Raw genomic sequence first — 13,883 nt, 5'->3', positions numbered from 1 at the left:
GGTCGCGCCAGCTCTGCATCAGGCAGAGTTGGTTCGATCAGGTGCCTTCATACTACAGGGATCATGGCTTGTGCCCCTGTGAAAGTGAGCACCGTCGCAGGGCTCACCTGTGATTGCCGGCCATGCTCAGCTGTTATTGCCGTCCATGCCCAGCCATCCCGCCAGCTTGCCGCCGTGGGCGACCGCGCGCAGCCGCCGTTCCGCCGCGTCGCGGACCGGGTCGGTGGCGACGACCAGCAGTTCGTCGCCGCGCCGCAGCACGGTCGAGGGCAGCGGCACGAACGACTTCTCCTCGCGCACGACGAGGGTGACGGCCGCGCCGCGCGGCAGCCGCAGCTCGCTGACCTCGACGCCGTGCATCCGCGAGCCCTCGGGGACGGTGACGGACAGCAGGTGTCCCTGGAGCCGCTCCAGGGGCGCCGACTCGATGCCGAGGTCGGCGGCCTCGCCCTTCTCGCCCAGCCGGAGCGTGCGCGCCAGCCAGGGCAGGGTCGGCCCCTGGACCAGGGTGTAGACGACGACCAGGACGAAGACGATGTTGAAGATGCGGCGGCTGCCGTCGACGCCGTTCACCATGGGGATGGTCGCCAGGATGATGGGCACGGCGCCGCGCAGCCCGGCCCACGACATCAGGATCTGCTCCGCCCGCGGCACCCGGAACGGCGCCAGGCTGCCCACCACGCTCAGCGGGCGGGCCACCATGGTCAGCACCAGCCCGATGACCAGCGCGGGCACGATGTCGTCGCCCAGCTCGTGCGGGGTGACCAGCAGGCCGAGCACGACGAACATGCCGATCTGGGCGATCCAGCCGAGCCCCTCGGCGAAGCCGCGGGTGGCGGGCCAGTGGGGAAGCCGGGCGTTGCCGAGGATCACCGAGGCCAGGTAGACGGCCAGGAAGCCGCTGCCGTGCGCCAGGGCGCCGGCGGCGTACGCCGTGACGGCGATGGCCATCACGGCGATCGGGTAGAGGCCGGAGGCGGGCAGGGCGACATGCTTGAGCCCCCAGGAGCCGAACCAGCCCACCGCGAGGCCCAGGGCCGCGCCGATGGCCAGCTCCAGGGCTATCTCGCCGAGAAGCAGGTACCAGTGCTCGACCGGGCCGGCCGTGGAGAAGGCGACGACCAGGATGACCACCGGGGCGTCGTTGAAGCCGGACTCCGCTTCCAGGGTGCCCGTCACGCGCGCGGGGAGGGGAATTTTCCGCAGGACCGAGAAGACCGCCGCCGCGTCCGTCGACGACACCACCGCCCCGATGATGAGCGCCTGCCGCCACTCCAGCCCGACCAGATAGTGCGCGCCCGCCGCGGTGACGCCCACGCTGATCGCGACTCCCGCCGTCGCCAGGACGGAGGCGGACGGCAGGACCGGCCGGATCTCCTTCCACTTCGTGCCCAGGCCGCCCTCGGCGAGGATCACGACCAGGGCCGCGTATCCCATGACCTGGGTCACTTCGGCGCTGTTGAAGTGGATGTCACCGATGCCGTCCTGGCCCATGAGGACGCCGATCCCCAGGTACACGAGCAGGCTGGGGAGCCCGCTGCGGGACGAGATCCGGACGGCCGCGACGGCGACGAGCAGGACGACGGAGCAGACGAGCAGGAGCTGGTTCAGGTGGTGGACGGTCAGGGGGTGTTCCTCCTCCGAGATCTGGCCACGGATCTCCGGTTTACTTCGTTACCTTACCTAACTCTTGACGATTTCTTGACGTTCGGCGAGGCAAGATCGAACGCTCGTGCGCGCTGGTTCCCGACTCCGCGTCAAGCGGGACAGGGCCCTGCGCCTATGGTTGCTCCAGCGCTCATTCAAAGTCACAGCCCGACCTGCCGCTCGCGTTAGGACAGCAAGGACAGCGATGCCCCCCAACACCACCGCCACCACGGGTGACACCGCCACAACGGGTGCCACGTCCGTCAAGTCCGGCAGGAAGAAGGGGCGCAAAGCCCGACTCATCGTGCTGGTGCTGGTCCTGGCCATCATCGGAGGCGTCGCCTACGGGGCGTACTGGTCGATCAGCACCGTCCGCGCCTCCTTCCCGCAGACCACCGGTTCGATCAAGCTCGACGGCCTGTCCGGGCCGGTCGACGTGAAGCGGGACGGCTACGGCATTCCGCAGATCTACGCGTCCTCCGACGAGGACCTGTTCATGGCCCAGGGGTACGTCCAGGCGCAGGACCGGTTCTACGAGATGGACGTGCGCCGGCACATGACCTCCGGGCGCCTGTCGGAGATGTTCGGCAAGGGCCAGGTCAAGAACGACGAGTTCCTGCGCACCCTCGGCTGGGACCGGATCGCGCAGCAGGAGTACGACACCAAGCTGTCGGCCTCCACCAAGAAGTACCTCCAGGCCTACGCCAAGGGGGTCAACGCCTACCTCCAGGGCAAGGACGGCAAGGACATCTCCCTGGAGTACGCGGCCCTGGGCTTCACCAACGACTACAAGCCGCAGAAGTGGACCCCGGTCGACTCCGTCTCGTGGCTGAAGGCGATGGCCTGGGACCTGCGCGGCAACATGCAGGACGAGATCGACCGCGCCCTGATGACCAGCCGCCTCGGCCCGCAGCAGATCCAGGACCTGTACCCGGCGTACCCCTACGGCCGCAACAAGCCGATCGTCCAGGAGGGCCAGTACGACGAGCTGACCCAGGCCTTCCAGCAGAGCGGCGCCACGGGCTCCGCTGCGGGCACGGCGGGCACATCCGGCTCCTCCACCTCGACCGGGACGGGTTCGGCCCTCACGAGCCAGCTGGGCGGCCTCTACAACGTCCTGGACGACCTGCCCACGGCCGTCGGCGTGAACGGCCAGGGCATCGGCTCCAACTCCTGGGTGGTCGCCGGGAAGTACACCATCACCGGCAAGCCGCTGCTCGCCAACGACCCGCACCTGTCGGCGTCCCTGCCGTCCGTCTGGTACCAGATGGGCCTGCACTGCCGGACCGTCTCCAGCAAGTGCCAGTACGACGTCACCGGCTACACGTTCGCCGGCATGCCCGGTGTGATCATCGGCCACAACGCGAAGATCGCCTGGGGCATGACCAACTCCGGCGTCGACGTCACCGACCTCTACCTGGAGAAGGTGAGCGCGAACGGCTACCTGTACGACGGCAAGGTGCGGCCGTTCAAGACCCGCGAGGAGACCATCGAGGTCGCCGGGGGCAAGGCCAAGACGATCGTCGTCCGGCAGACCCAGGACGGGATGCCGCTGCTGTCCGACCGTGACGACGAACTCGTCCAGGTCGGCAAGAAGGCCGCCGTGAACACCGCCGCGCCCGACCGGGGCGACGGCTACGGCATCGCCCTGCGGTGGACCGCGCTCGACCCGGGCACCTCCATGGACGCCGTGTTCGCCCTCGACAAGGCCGGGGACTGGAGCGACTTCCGCTCGGCGGCTGCCCTGTTCGACGTGCCCTCGCAGAACCTGATCTACGCCGGCACGGACAACCACATCGGCTACACGCTGCCCGGAAAGATCCCCACCCGCTCCGCCAAGGACGCCGGCGCCATCCCGGTGCCGGGCTGGGACTCGAAGTACCGCTGGAAGGGCTTCGTCAAGCAGGACGAGCTGCCCTACGAGTACGACCCCAAGCGCGGCTACATCGTCACCGCCAACCAGGCAGTGGTCGACCCCGACAAGTACCCGTACACGCTGACCACCGACTGGGGCTACGGCGCCCGCAGCCAGCGCATCACCGACCTGATCGAGTCCAAGATCAAGGACGGCGGCAAGATCTCCACCGACGACATGCGGCAGATGCAGCTGGACAACAGCAGTGAGATCGCCAAGCTCCTGGTGCCCAAGCTGCTGAAGATCAACCTGGACGACCCGGACGTCCGCGAGGCGCAGAAGCTGCTGGAGGGCTGGGACTACACCCAGGACGCCGACTCGGCGGCGGCCGCGTACTTCAACGCCGTCTGGCGCAACATCCTCAAGCTCGCCTTCGGCAACAAGCTGCCCAAGGAGCTGCGCGTCAAGGGGCAGTGCCTGTGGGTCGACAAGATCGACAGCACCGGCCCGGTGGACGACGACACCAAGGTGCGCGAGTGCGGCCAGCGCGACGCCGACCAGGCGCAGCCGGACGGCGGCGACCGCTGGTTCGAGGTCGTGCGCACCCTGATGGACAAGCCGGACAGCGACTGGTGGAAGACGCCCAAGTCGGGCACCCGCCCCGCCGCCGAGAACCGCGACCAGCTGTTCGCCCGCGCCATGATCGACGCCCGCTGGGAGCTGACCGCCAAGCTCGGCAAGGACATCGACACCTGGAGCTGGGGCCGTCTGCACCGGCTGTTCCTGAAGAACCAGACGCTCGGCACCGAGGGCCCCAAGGCGGTGCAGTACCTCCTGAACCGCGGCCCCTGGAAGCTCAGCGGCGGCGAGGCGACGGTGAACGCGACCGGCTGGAACGCCGCCGGCGGCTACAACGTCGTGTGGGTGCCGTCCATGCGGATGGTCGTCAACCTCGCCGACCTCGACAAGTCCAAGTGGATCAACCTGAGCGGCGCCTCCGGGCACGCCTTCAGCGCGCACTACACGGACCAGACGAGCAAGTGGGCCAGGGGCGAGCTGCTGCCCTGGTCGTTCTCGGGCACGGCGGTGGACAAGACCACGAGCGACACCCTCGTCCTCAAGCCCTGACCATCGGCACAGAGCACTGAAACGGCCCTCCACGCGCGCGTGGAGGGCCGTTTCGCGTCGGAGAGGGGCGGGACGGGTGCGGGGGTCAGCCGCGCGGGAAGCGCCGCACCCCCGACGGCGTGACCACCGCGTGCACCGGCTTGTCGTGCGCCTCCGCCGGGACGTGCGCGACGACCTCCGTGTCGTACAGCAGCACCACGAGCCGGGGGCGCGCGCCCGCGCGCTCCAGCCGGGCCAGCACCCGGTCGTACGACCCTCCGCCGCGCCCCAGACGCATCCCGCGCGCGTCCACCGCGAGCCCTGGCAGCAGGACGACGTCCGCGGCCGTCACGGCGTCCGGGCCGAGACGCGGACCGGAGGGCTCGAAAAGCGCCATCCTGCCGCCGTGTTGCACCCGCGCGAGGGAGTCCGGGCCGGCGTACTCGCCCCAGTCCAGATCGTTGTCGGGCAGGAGCGCGGGCAGCAGGACACGCACGCCTCGCGCGCGCAGCGCGTCCAGCAGCGCGAGCGTGCCTGGTTCGCTTCCTACGGAGACGTACGCCGCCACCGTGCGCCCACGCGCCAGCTCGGGCAGCTCCAGGGCGCGCTCCGCCAGCGCGCGGCCCGCCACGCGGACGTCATCCGCCGTCAACCTGTTCCTCACCGCGAGGAACTCTCGCCGCAACACGCGCTTGTCAGGCTCGCCCGTACGTCCGTCGTGTTCCACTGGTCGTCCTCGCGCCCTTCTTAATGCAGGTCATATAAGGGTCAAGCAACCGGAGCCACAGATTCCCCACAAAGGCACCGGATATGGTTGCGGGCATGACTCAGTCCCACCCCAGGATCAGCAAGGCTGTCATTCCCGCGGCCGGCCTCGGCACCCGGTTCCTGCCGGCTACCAAAGCCACTCCCAAGGAGATGCTGCCGGTCGTCGACAAGCCCGCGATCCAGTACGTGGTCGAAGAGGCCGTGTCGGCGGGGCTCGACGACGTGCTCATGATCACCGGACGCAACAAGCGTCCCCTCGAGGACCACTTCGACCGCAACTACGAGCTGGAGTCGGCGCTCCAGAAGAAGGGCGACGCCAACCGGCTCGCGAAGGTCCAGGAGTCCAGCGACCTGGCCACCATGCACTACGTGCGCCAGGGCGACCCCAGGGGTCTCGGGCACGCCGTGCTGTGCGCCGCTCCGCACGTCGGCCACGAGCCTTTCGCCGTCCTCCTCGGTGACGACCTGATCGACCCCCGGGACCCGCTGCTCGCGCGCATGATCGAGGTCCAGGAGCGGCACGGCGGCAGCGTCGTCGCCCTCATGGAGGTCGCGCCCGAGCAGATCCACCTCTACGGCTGCGCGGCCGTCGAGGCCACCGCCGACGGTGACGTGGTGAAGGTGACGGGACTGGTCGAGAAGCCGGACCCGGTGGACGCCCCGTCGAACTACGCGATCATCGGCCGCTACGTCCTCGACCCGCACATCTTCGACATACTGCGCAAGACCGAGCCCGGCCGCGGCGGCGAGATCCAGCTGACCGACGCCCTCCAGCAGCTCGCGCAGGACGAGAAGGTCGGCGGCCCGGTGCACGGCGTCGTCTTCAAGGGCCGCCGCTATGACACCGGGGACCGCGGCGACTACCTGCGTGCCATTGTCAGACTCGCGTGCGAACGTGAAGACCTGGGCCCGGACTTCCGGACCTGGCTTCGCAGTTACGTAGCCGAGGAGATGCAGCAATCTTGAGCAGCGCCGCGACCCGCCCCGCCGGCCCGGACGACCTGTGGTCGGTGGACGAGCATCTGGAGGACATCCTCTCGACCGTCCGCCCCCTCGAACCCATCGAGCTGCAACTGCTCGACGCCCAGGGCTGCGTCCTGGTCGAGGACGTCACGGTGCCGGTGTCCCTGCCACCGTTCGACAACAGCTCAATGGACGGGTACGCGGTGCGGGTCGCGGACGTGGTGGGCGCCGGGGAGGAGTTCCCGGCCGTCCTGGAGGTCGTCGGGGACGTCGCGGCCGGCGCGGCCGACCTGGTGCGGGTCGGCCCCGGGCAGGCCGCGCGCATCATGACCGGCGCCCCGCTGCCGCCCGGCGCCGAGGCCGTCGTCCCCGTCGAGTGGACCGACGGCGGGCTCGGCGAGGGCCCCGTGACCGGCATGCGGGCGCGCAGCCTGGCCCCCGAGGGCGCCGAGGGGCACGTGCACGTGTACCGCCCCGCCGAGGCACGCGCGCACGTGCGGGCCAAGGGCAGCGACGTGAAGGCCGGGGACCTCGCCCTGGAGGCCGGGACGGTCCTCGGCCCGCCGCAGATCGCGCTGCTCGCCGCGATCGGCCGCGGCACGGTCCGGGTGCGCCCCCGCCCGCGCGTGGTCGTGCTGTCCACCGGCAGCGAACTCGTCCAGCCCGGCGAGCAACTGGCCACCGGGCAGATCTACGACTCCAACAGCTTCGCCCTCACCGCCGCCGCGCGGGACGCGGGCGCCATCGCCTACCGGGTGGGCGCCGTCGCCGACGACGCCGAGACCCTCCGGTCCACCATCGAGGACCAGCTCATCCGCGCGGACCTGCTGGTGACCACGGGCGGGGTGAGCGTCGGGGCGTACGACGTCGTGAAGGAGGCGCTGTCGTACGCCGGGGACGCGGACGAGGCGGGCAGCGGCGTCGAGTTCCGCAAGCTCGCCATGCAGCCCGGCAAGCCCCAGGGCTTCGGCTCGATCGGCCCCGACCACACCCCGCTGCTGGCGCTGCCCGGCAACCCGGTGTCGTCGTACGTCTCCTTCGAGCTGTTCGTCCGGCCCGCCATCCGCGCGCTGATGGGCCTCACGGACCTCCACCGGCCCCGCGCGCGGGCCGCCCTCGCGGCGGACGCCGCGCTCCGCTCGCCCAAGGGGCGCCGCCAGTTCCTGCGCGGCATGTACGCCGACGGCGAGGTGACCCCCGTGGGCGGTGCCGGATCCCACCTGATCGCCGCGCTGGCGCAGGCGGACGCGCTGATCGTCGTGCCCGAGGACGTGGAGTCCGTCGAGCCCGGCAGCGAGGTCGAGGTGGTCCTGCTCGGCTGAGCCCCGCTGGTTGGCGGTACCGTGTCGCGCACAGCAGGCCCGCGCGCCGCACCGCGCCGGGCCCGGACCAGGAGCGCCACAGCCATGAGCCAGCCTTCCCGGGGGGAGACCCCCGGACCCGTGCAGGACCGACTGACGCACATCGACGAGGCGGGCGCGGCCCGCATGGTCGACGTGTCCGGGAAGGACGTGACCGCGCGCACCGCCCGCGCCAGCGGCCGCGTCCTCGTCGCACCACGCGTGGTCGAGTTGCTGCGCGGTGAGGGCGTACCGAAGGGAGACGCCCTCGCCACCGCGCGGATCGCCGGGATCATGGGCGCCAAGCGCACCCCGGATCTGATCCCGCTGTGCCACCCGTTGTCGGTGTCCGGTGTGACACTGGACCTGTCGGTCGCGGACGACGCCGTGGAGATCCGGGCCACCGTGAAGACCACGGACCGCACGGGCGTCGAGATGGAGGCCCTCACCGCGGTGACGGTCGCCGCGCTCACCGTGATCGACATGGTCAAGGCGGTCGACAAGGGGGCGGTCATCACGGACGTACGGGTGGAGGAGAAGACGGGCGGCAAGTCGGGCGACTGGAGCCGGGTATGACCTACCGCGCTCTGGTGATCACCGCGTCCAACCGGGCGGCCGCGGGTGTCTACGCGGACAAGGGCGGTCCGCTGGTCGCCGACGGCCTCAGGAGCCTCGGGTTCGACGTCGACGGCCCTCAGGTCGTCCCCGACGGCGACCCGGTGGAAGCGGCCCTGCGCGCGGGCGTCGCGTCCGGGTACGACGTCGTCGTCACCACCGGCGGCACCGGCCTGTCGCCCACCGACCGCACCCCCGAGGCGACCCGCGCGGTGATCGACCACGAGGTGCCGGGCATCGCGGAGGCCGTCCGCGCGTACGGCCGGGAGAAGGTGCCGACCGCCGCGCTGTCCCGGGGCCTGGCCGGAGTGGCCGGGCGCACGCTGATCGTCAACCTGCCCGGGTCGACCGGCGGGGTGCGCGACGGCCTCGCCGTGCTGGAGCCCCTGCTGACCCACGCGGTCGACCAGATCCGCGGCGGTGACCACCCGAGACCCGGCAGTACGGGGGGTGCGAGCTGAACAGCCCTTCCTGGCCCGTCGTACTGGCGGACGGCGATGTCGTCCTCCGGCCGATAAAGCTGCGCGACCAGCGGGCCTGGCGCGAGGTGAACCGGCGCAACCGCGACTGGCTGCGCCCCTGGGAGGCGACCATCCCGCCGCCCACGCCGAGCGGACCGATCGCGCACCGGCCGACCTACCGCCAGATGGTCCGGCATCTGCGCTCCGAGGCGAACGCCGGCCGGATGCTGCCGTTCGTCATCGAGTACGAGGGGCGGCTGGTCGGGCAGTTGACCGTCGCCGGGATCACCTGGGGGTCGATGTGTTCGGGGCACGTCGGTTACTGGGTGGACGAGGCGGTGGCCGGGCGCGGGGTGATGCCGACGGCCGTCGCGCTCGCGGTGGACCACTGTTTTCGCACCGTCGGCCTGCATCGCGTCGAGGTCTGCATTCGCCCCGAGAACCGGCCGAGCCGGCGGGTCGTGGAGAAACTCGGATTCCGCGAGGAGGGTCTCCGGCCGCGTTATCTGCACATCGACGGCGCCTGGCGCGACCACCTCGTCTTCGCGCTCACGGCGGAAGAGGTGCCCGACGGGTTGCTGACGCGGTGGAGGCGGGCGCGCTCCCGGGGGAGTCAGCGCACCGAGAGCCAGTGAATTGAAAATATGTTCGAAATTGATCGGCTGGTGACCGTCTCAGGGCGCTGAATTTCGCGGCTGCGGTGGTGCTCTGATCGCAAGGGTCGCAAAAAATGCTGGAAATATGAGCCAGATCGTGCGACACACCGGCCCAATTGGCGGATGGCCTCACGCAAACCCCTCTACGGTGTGAGCGTGAGCAGCAGCGGCCTCATCTACGCAGTCATTGTCGGGGCCTGGGCCGCCTACTTGGTGCCGATGTGGCTCCGTAGGCAGGACGAGCTGAACGAGGCCCGTCCGACGGAACGCTTCAGCACCGCCATCCGGCTGCTGTCCGGACGGGCGGGTATGGAGCGTCGGTACGCCAGGGACCTGCGGGCGCGCTCCGCCCAGGAGGGGGAGCCGGACGCCGTCGATCCGGACGCCGTCACCGACTCGGTGGACGTCCGGGCCTTCGCCGTGCCTCCGACCCGCCGTCAGGCGGCCGAGGAGGCCGAGCCCGAGGCGCCCGGCGGGACGGAAGCGGCAGGCGACCACGCCCCCGCCCCCGCGCCGGCGCCCCAGCCCGCCCCCGCACCCGTGCACGCGTCCGGGTCCACACCGGCCCAGCAGCGTGAACCGGCAGCACGACGCGTGCCCTCGGCGCAGACGGCCGCGGCGCGCGCCCAGCGCTCGAAGGTACTCGCGCGCCGTCGGCGCACCACCGTGATGCTCTTCCTCGCCTTCACGCTCGGCGCGATCGTCGCCGCCGTCGGCGGCCTCGCCTTCCTCTGGGTGCCCGGCGTGCCCGCCGTGCTGCTCAGCGCGTACATCGCCTACCTGCGGGCGCAGGAGCGCCGCCGGTTCGCCTACCAGATGGACCGGCGCCGTGCCGAGGCCGCCGCCCAGCGCCTGCGCGAGCGCCAGCCGCGCCGGCGCGCGCCACTCGAGGCGGGGCCGGGCGCCGAGGAACCGGAGGAGGGCCAGGCCACCGAGACCGGCACCGGCCTGTCCACACTCGCCGCCGACCGACGCGCCCTCGTCGAGCAGACCGACCACGCCGAGTGGGTCGACCAGCAGCGCGAGCGGCAGCGGCGGCCCGGCCACGGGGACAGCTGGGACCCGGTCCCGGTGCCGCTGCCGACCTACGTGACCGCGCCCGTCGCTCCGCGCGCCACCTCCGACGTGGATCTCGGGGCGCCCGACACCTGGAGCTCGGCGCGGTCCAGCGCGGTCGTGCCGGAGCAGGAGGCGGGTCACGCGCCGCAGGCCGAGGCGCGCGAGCCGGAGCCGGTCCCCGGGGACAAGGGCGACAAGGCGGCGGACGGCCGCGGCGACGGACGCCCGCACGCCCGGACCCGCTCGCGCGGCGGGGCCTCCACCGCGGCCGCCGCCCGCCGGGCACGGGAACGCGGACGCACGCCCCTCTTCGACCAGTACGAGGACGGCGACCGCCCGCGCGCGGCCAACGAGTGACCCGGGTCACCCCGGAACCCCCACCCTGACCAGTCAGGGAGCGGATTTCCAAGCACCCCGATCGGGATGCTAAAGTTTCACTCGTTGCAAGGGCCTGTGGCGCAGTCCGGTAGCGCACCTCGTTCGCATCGAGGGGGCCAGGGGTTCAAATCCCCTCAGGTCCACTGCACGACGAGATCCCGTCGGTCATCATGACCGCCGGGATCTTCGTCGTTTCCGGGAGGGGGACAACCGTGGAGATACGCCACCTGGTGACGTTCCAGAAGGTCGCGACGCTGCTGAGCTTCACGCGCGCCGCGGAGGAACTCAGCTATGCCCAGTCGAGTGTGACGACCCAGATCCGCGCGCTGGAGACCTCGCTGGGGGCGGACCTCTTCGACCGGCTCGGCGGACGCATCCGGCTCACGCCCGCCGGGGACAAGCTGCTGGAGTACGCCGAGCAGATCCTGGCGCTCGTCGAGGAGGCGCGCGCCGATGTGGCCGGCGGGGACGGCCCGTCGGGGACGCTGGTGATCGGCACGATGGAGAGCATCACCTCCTACCGCATGCCCCCACTGCTGGAGTTCTTCCACCACCGCTATCCGAAGGTTCGGCTCTCCCTGCGGCCGAGCCTGTGCGCCGACACCCGGCAGGCGCTGCGCCAGGGCACCTTCGACATCGGCTTCCTGCTGGAGGAGGAGACGCGGCATCCGGGTCTGGAGACGGTGGTGCTGGCCGAGGAGCCGCTGACCCTCGTCGCGGCCCCCGGCCATCCGCTGGCGCGACGCCGGGAGCTGTCGCCGGCCGACCTGCGGTCGGTGTCCGTCCTGGCGACCGAGGCCGGGTGCGCCTACCGCGACCTGTTCGAGGCGGAGCTGCGGGGCGCGGAGTACACCGCGCCGTTCCTGGAGTTCGGCACCATCGAGGCGATCAAGAAGGGGGTCGCGTCCGGTCTGGGGGTCTCGCTGCTTCCCACGGTCACCGTCGCCGCGGAACTGGAGAAGGGCGAGATGACGGCGCTGCCGTGGGACGCCCCGGTCGCCGTGTACACGCAGCTGGCCTGGCGCGGCGGGCGGCGCCTGTCCCGGGAACTGAAGCTGTTCGTCGAGCAGGCGACGCGGCTGATGCGGGAGGACGTCCCGCCGGGCACCCCGGGCTGAACCGGACGCCCGGTCGGACAGCCTCACCGGCTCCGCAGACCGGCCGCCCGGAGACGCCCGGTCGGACAGCCTCACCGGCTCCGCAGACCGGCCGCCTGGAGACGCCCGGTCGGACGGCCTCACCGGCTCCGCAGACCGGCCGCCCGGAGACGCCCGGTCGGACGGCCTCACCGGCTCCGCAGACCGGCCGCCCGGAGACGCCCGGTCGGACAGCCTCACCGGCCCCGCGGACCGGCCGCACGGACACGGACGGCTCATCGCTTCCGTCCGCGGTGGTGCCGAGGGGCGCGGCCGGCTGCTCGCGTCGGCCCGACGCGGTGCCGAGAGGTGCGGCCGGCTTTCCGCGGCGCCCGCCCAGGTTCGTGCCGAGGGACGCGGCGACGATCAGCGGGATGCCCAGGGCCTGGAGCAGGCTGACGTGGTGGCCGTAGACGGCCCAGTCGCAGATCAGCGCGGCGGCCGGGTAGACGAAGGCCAGGACGGCGATCTTCGAGGTGGGCAGCTTCCCGTACGAGGAGTACATCAGGACGTACATGACGCCGGTGTGGAGGAAGCCGAGGCCGGCGAGCCAGGCCCAGCCGGTGCCGAGGTGCGCGCTCTCGCCGAGCCGGGTGAAGGGGAGCAGCAGCGGGATGCCGAGCAGGACCTGCACCAGGGCGATCAGATGGGGCCGTACGCCGGTCACGCGCTTGGTGATGATCGTGGACAGGCCGTAGAAGAGGGCGGCCAGCAGCGCGTATCCGAGGCCCACGAGGTAGGCGCCGTCACCGGAGAGGTCGGAGGCGGAGACGCCGGCGACGAGGACGAGCCCGAGGAAGGCGACGAGCAGCCAGCCCGCCTTCCGCCGCGTGACGCGCTCCTTGAAGAACAGGGCGCCGAGCAGGACCACGAAGAACGGCTGGGTGTGGTAGACGACCGTGGCCACCGAGATGGACGTCCTGCCGTACGCCTCGAACAGGAACGCCCAGTTGAACACGATGAACACGCCGCCGAGCGCGGCCAGGGCCAGCTTGCGCAGGGTGAACCCGTGGTTCCTGAAGAAGCCGCGCACGAGGCAGTAAAGACCGAGGAACAGGGCGCCGAACACGCACCGGTGGAAGACCACGGTGAACGGCGAGGCGCCGGACTCCACGACGAAGACGCCGATGGTGCCGGACAGCAGCATCGCCGCCGACAGTTCGACCGCACCGCGCGTCTCCTGCCGCGCGGACCTGTCCGATGTGCCCATGCCACCCTCCCGGGAGCCCCGTCCCGCCGGCCACCGCGTGCGGCCGGCGCCGCACGAAGCTACGGGCCGGTGCCGGGCCCGGTCCACGGCCTGCTGGGCAACGAGACCGATGGCCCCATCGAAGCCGTCGATGGGCCGCCTGAGCAGCGACTTCGCGGACCCGGAGTCAGAGCCGCTTGGCGTAGCAGAGGCTGTCCTCGTGGTGGCGGTAGTAGCCGAACTTGGCGCACGGCTCGTAGCCGCTGGAGGTGTACAGGGCGATGGCCTCCGGCTGCTTGGTACCGGTCTCCAGGACCATGCGGACCCGGCCTGCCGCGCGGGCGTCCTCCTCCAGGGCCGCGAGCACGCGCCGGGCCAGGCCCCGGCCGCGCATCTCCGCGACGACGTACATCCGCTTCAGTTCCGCGTCGCCGTCCTCGTTGCCCTCCTCGTTGCGGTCCTGGCTGCGCCAGCCGCCGGTGGCCACGGGGCGGTCGCGCTCGTCGTACGCGATCAGGTACACGCCCCGGGGCGGGGTGAAGTCGGCGGCGTCCAGGACCGTGGCGTCGCCCCCGTCGCCGTAGCGCTGGTGGTATTCGGCCTGGACCTCGTCGTTGAGCTTCACGGCGTCGGGGTGATCGAAACGAACGCGGCGGATAATCATGCTGGGCATCGTACTTCTATGCAGTCGGCGGGGGTCCCGGATTTT

General features: G+C 71.4%; 11 protein-coding genes, 1 tRNA gene and 1 pseudogene. 9 read left to right on the top strand and 4 right to left on the bottom strand.

Annotated elements, in window-relative coordinates:
- Window positions 1–126: 126 nt before the first annotated feature.
- On the bottom strand, window positions 127–1,647 hold the full coding sequence (locus tag ACZ4WH_RS07920) for a potassium/proton antiporter (protein ID WP_468177879.1): 1,521 nt from the start codon (window positions 1,645–1,647) through the stop codon (window positions 127–129).
- Between the two features lie 205 nt (window positions 1,648–1,852).
- Between ACZ4WH_RS07920 and ACZ4WH_RS07915 the strand changes: the two genes are divergently transcribed.
- Window positions 1,853–4,630 (top strand): penicillin acylase family protein, encoded by a 2,778-nt coding sequence (locus tag ACZ4WH_RS07915; RefSeq protein WP_468177733.1) that lies wholly within the window; start codon window positions 1,853–1,855, stop codon window positions 4,628–4,630.
- A gap of 85 nt (window positions 4,631–4,715) precedes the next feature.
- Here the strand turns inward: ACZ4WH_RS07915 and ACZ4WH_RS07910 are convergent, their stop codons facing one another.
- Window positions 4,716–5,336, bottom strand: a complete 621-nt coding sequence (locus ACZ4WH_RS07910; RefSeq protein ID WP_468177731.1) for a 5-formyltetrahydrofolate cyclo-ligase — start codon at window positions 5,334–5,336, stop codon at window positions 4,716–4,718.
- A gap of 95 nt (window positions 5,337–5,431) precedes the next feature.
- On the opposite strand from ACZ4WH_RS07910, the gene galU reads away from it, so the two are divergent.
- The 8 genes from galU (at window position 5,432) to ACZ4WH_RS07870 (ending at window position 11,967) form a co-directional block, all read left to right on the top strand.
- Window positions 5,432–6,343 carry a UTP--glucose-1-phosphate uridylyltransferase GalU gene (gene galU / locus ACZ4WH_RS07905; protein WP_468177729.1) on the top strand — a complete coding sequence of 304 codons (912 nt, stop codon included), beginning with the start codon at window positions 5,432–5,434 and terminating at the stop codon, window positions 6,341–6,343.
- Complete coding sequence (glp, locus tag ACZ4WH_RS07900) at window positions 6,340–7,662, top strand: molybdotransferase-like divisome protein Glp (RefSeq protein WP_468177727.1); 1,323 nt, start codon at window positions 6,340–6,342, stop codon at window positions 7,660–7,662. The genes galU and glp overlap by 4 nt, the downstream gene beginning before the upstream one ends.
- A gap of 84 nt (window positions 7,663–7,746) precedes the next feature.
- Entirely contained in the window at window positions 7,747–8,256 is a 510-nt protein-coding gene (moaC, locus tag ACZ4WH_RS07895; RefSeq protein WP_468177725.1) for a cyclic pyranopterin monophosphate synthase MoaC, read from the top strand.
- Complete coding sequence (locus ACZ4WH_RS07890; RefSeq protein ID WP_468177723.1) at window positions 8,253–8,756, top strand: MogA/MoaB family molybdenum cofactor biosynthesis protein; 504 nt, start codon at window positions 8,253–8,255, stop codon at window positions 8,754–8,756. Before moaC ends, ACZ4WH_RS07890 begins: the two co-directional genes overlap by 4 nt.
- Window positions 8,753–9,391: a GNAT family N-acetyltransferase gene (locus tag ACZ4WH_RS07885; RefSeq protein WP_468177877.1), complete on the top strand. Its 639-nt coding sequence runs from the start codon at window positions 8,753–8,755 to the stop codon at window positions 9,389–9,391. The genes ACZ4WH_RS07890 and ACZ4WH_RS07885 overlap by 4 nt, the downstream gene beginning before the upstream one ends.
- A gap of 177 nt (window positions 9,392–9,568) precedes the next feature.
- On the top strand, window positions 9,569–10,828 hold the full coding sequence (sepX, locus tag ACZ4WH_RS07880; protein WP_468177721.1) for a divisome protein SepX/GlpR: 1,260 nt from the start codon (window positions 9,569–9,571) through the stop codon (window positions 10,826–10,828).
- A gap of 90 nt (window positions 10,829–10,918) precedes the next feature.
- Window positions 10,919–10,992, top strand: a tRNA-Ala gene (locus ACZ4WH_RS07875).
- 69 nt (window positions 10,993–11,061) lie between these two features.
- Entirely contained in the window at window positions 11,062–11,967 is a 906-nt protein-coding gene (locus ACZ4WH_RS07870) for a LysR family transcriptional regulator (protein WP_468177720.1), read from the top strand.
- A 421-nt stretch (window positions 11,968–12,388) separates the two neighbouring features.
- Here ACZ4WH_RS07870 and ACZ4WH_RS07865 read toward each other — a convergent pair.
- Together ACZ4WH_RS07865 and ACZ4WH_RS07860 are read right to left on the bottom strand one after the other, a co-directional pair.
- Window positions 12,389–13,132: pseudogene (locus ACZ4WH_RS07865) on the bottom strand (DMT family transporter); the annotation flags it as partial.
- 229 nt (window positions 13,133–13,361) lie between these two features.
- Window positions 13,362–13,838 (bottom strand): GNAT family N-acetyltransferase, encoded by a 477-nt coding sequence (locus ACZ4WH_RS07860; RefSeq protein WP_468177718.1) that lies wholly within the window; start codon window positions 13,836–13,838, stop codon window positions 13,362–13,364.
- Between the last annotated feature and the right edge of the window lie 45 nt (window positions 13,839–13,883).

Source organism: Streptomyces sp. NPDC029138 (assembly GCF_055564375.1).
The sequence above is the reverse complement of the archived record's forward strand: the minus strand, read 5'-3'. Positions and strand labels throughout refer to the sequence as shown.

Coding starts and splice junctions, on each gene's coding strand:
- ACZ4WH_RS07860 (WP_468177718.1), bottom strand. CDS start 13,838: ATGATTATCCGCCGCGTTCGTTTCGATCACCCCGACGCCGTGAAGCTC.
- ACZ4WH_RS07890 (WP_468177723.1), top strand. CDS start 8,253: ATGACCTACCGCGCTCTGGTGATCACCGCGTCCAACCGGGCGGCCGCG.
- moaC (WP_468177725.1), top strand. CDS start 7,747: ATGAGCCAGCCTTCCCGGGGGGAGACCCCCGGACCCGTGCAGGACCGA.
- ACZ4WH_RS07915 (WP_468177733.1), top strand. CDS start 1,853: ATGCCCCCCAACACCACCGCCACCACGGGTGACACCGCCACAACGGGT.
- galU (WP_468177729.1), top strand. CDS start 5,432: ATGACTCAGTCCCACCCCAGGATCAGCAAGGCTGTCATTCCCGCGGCC.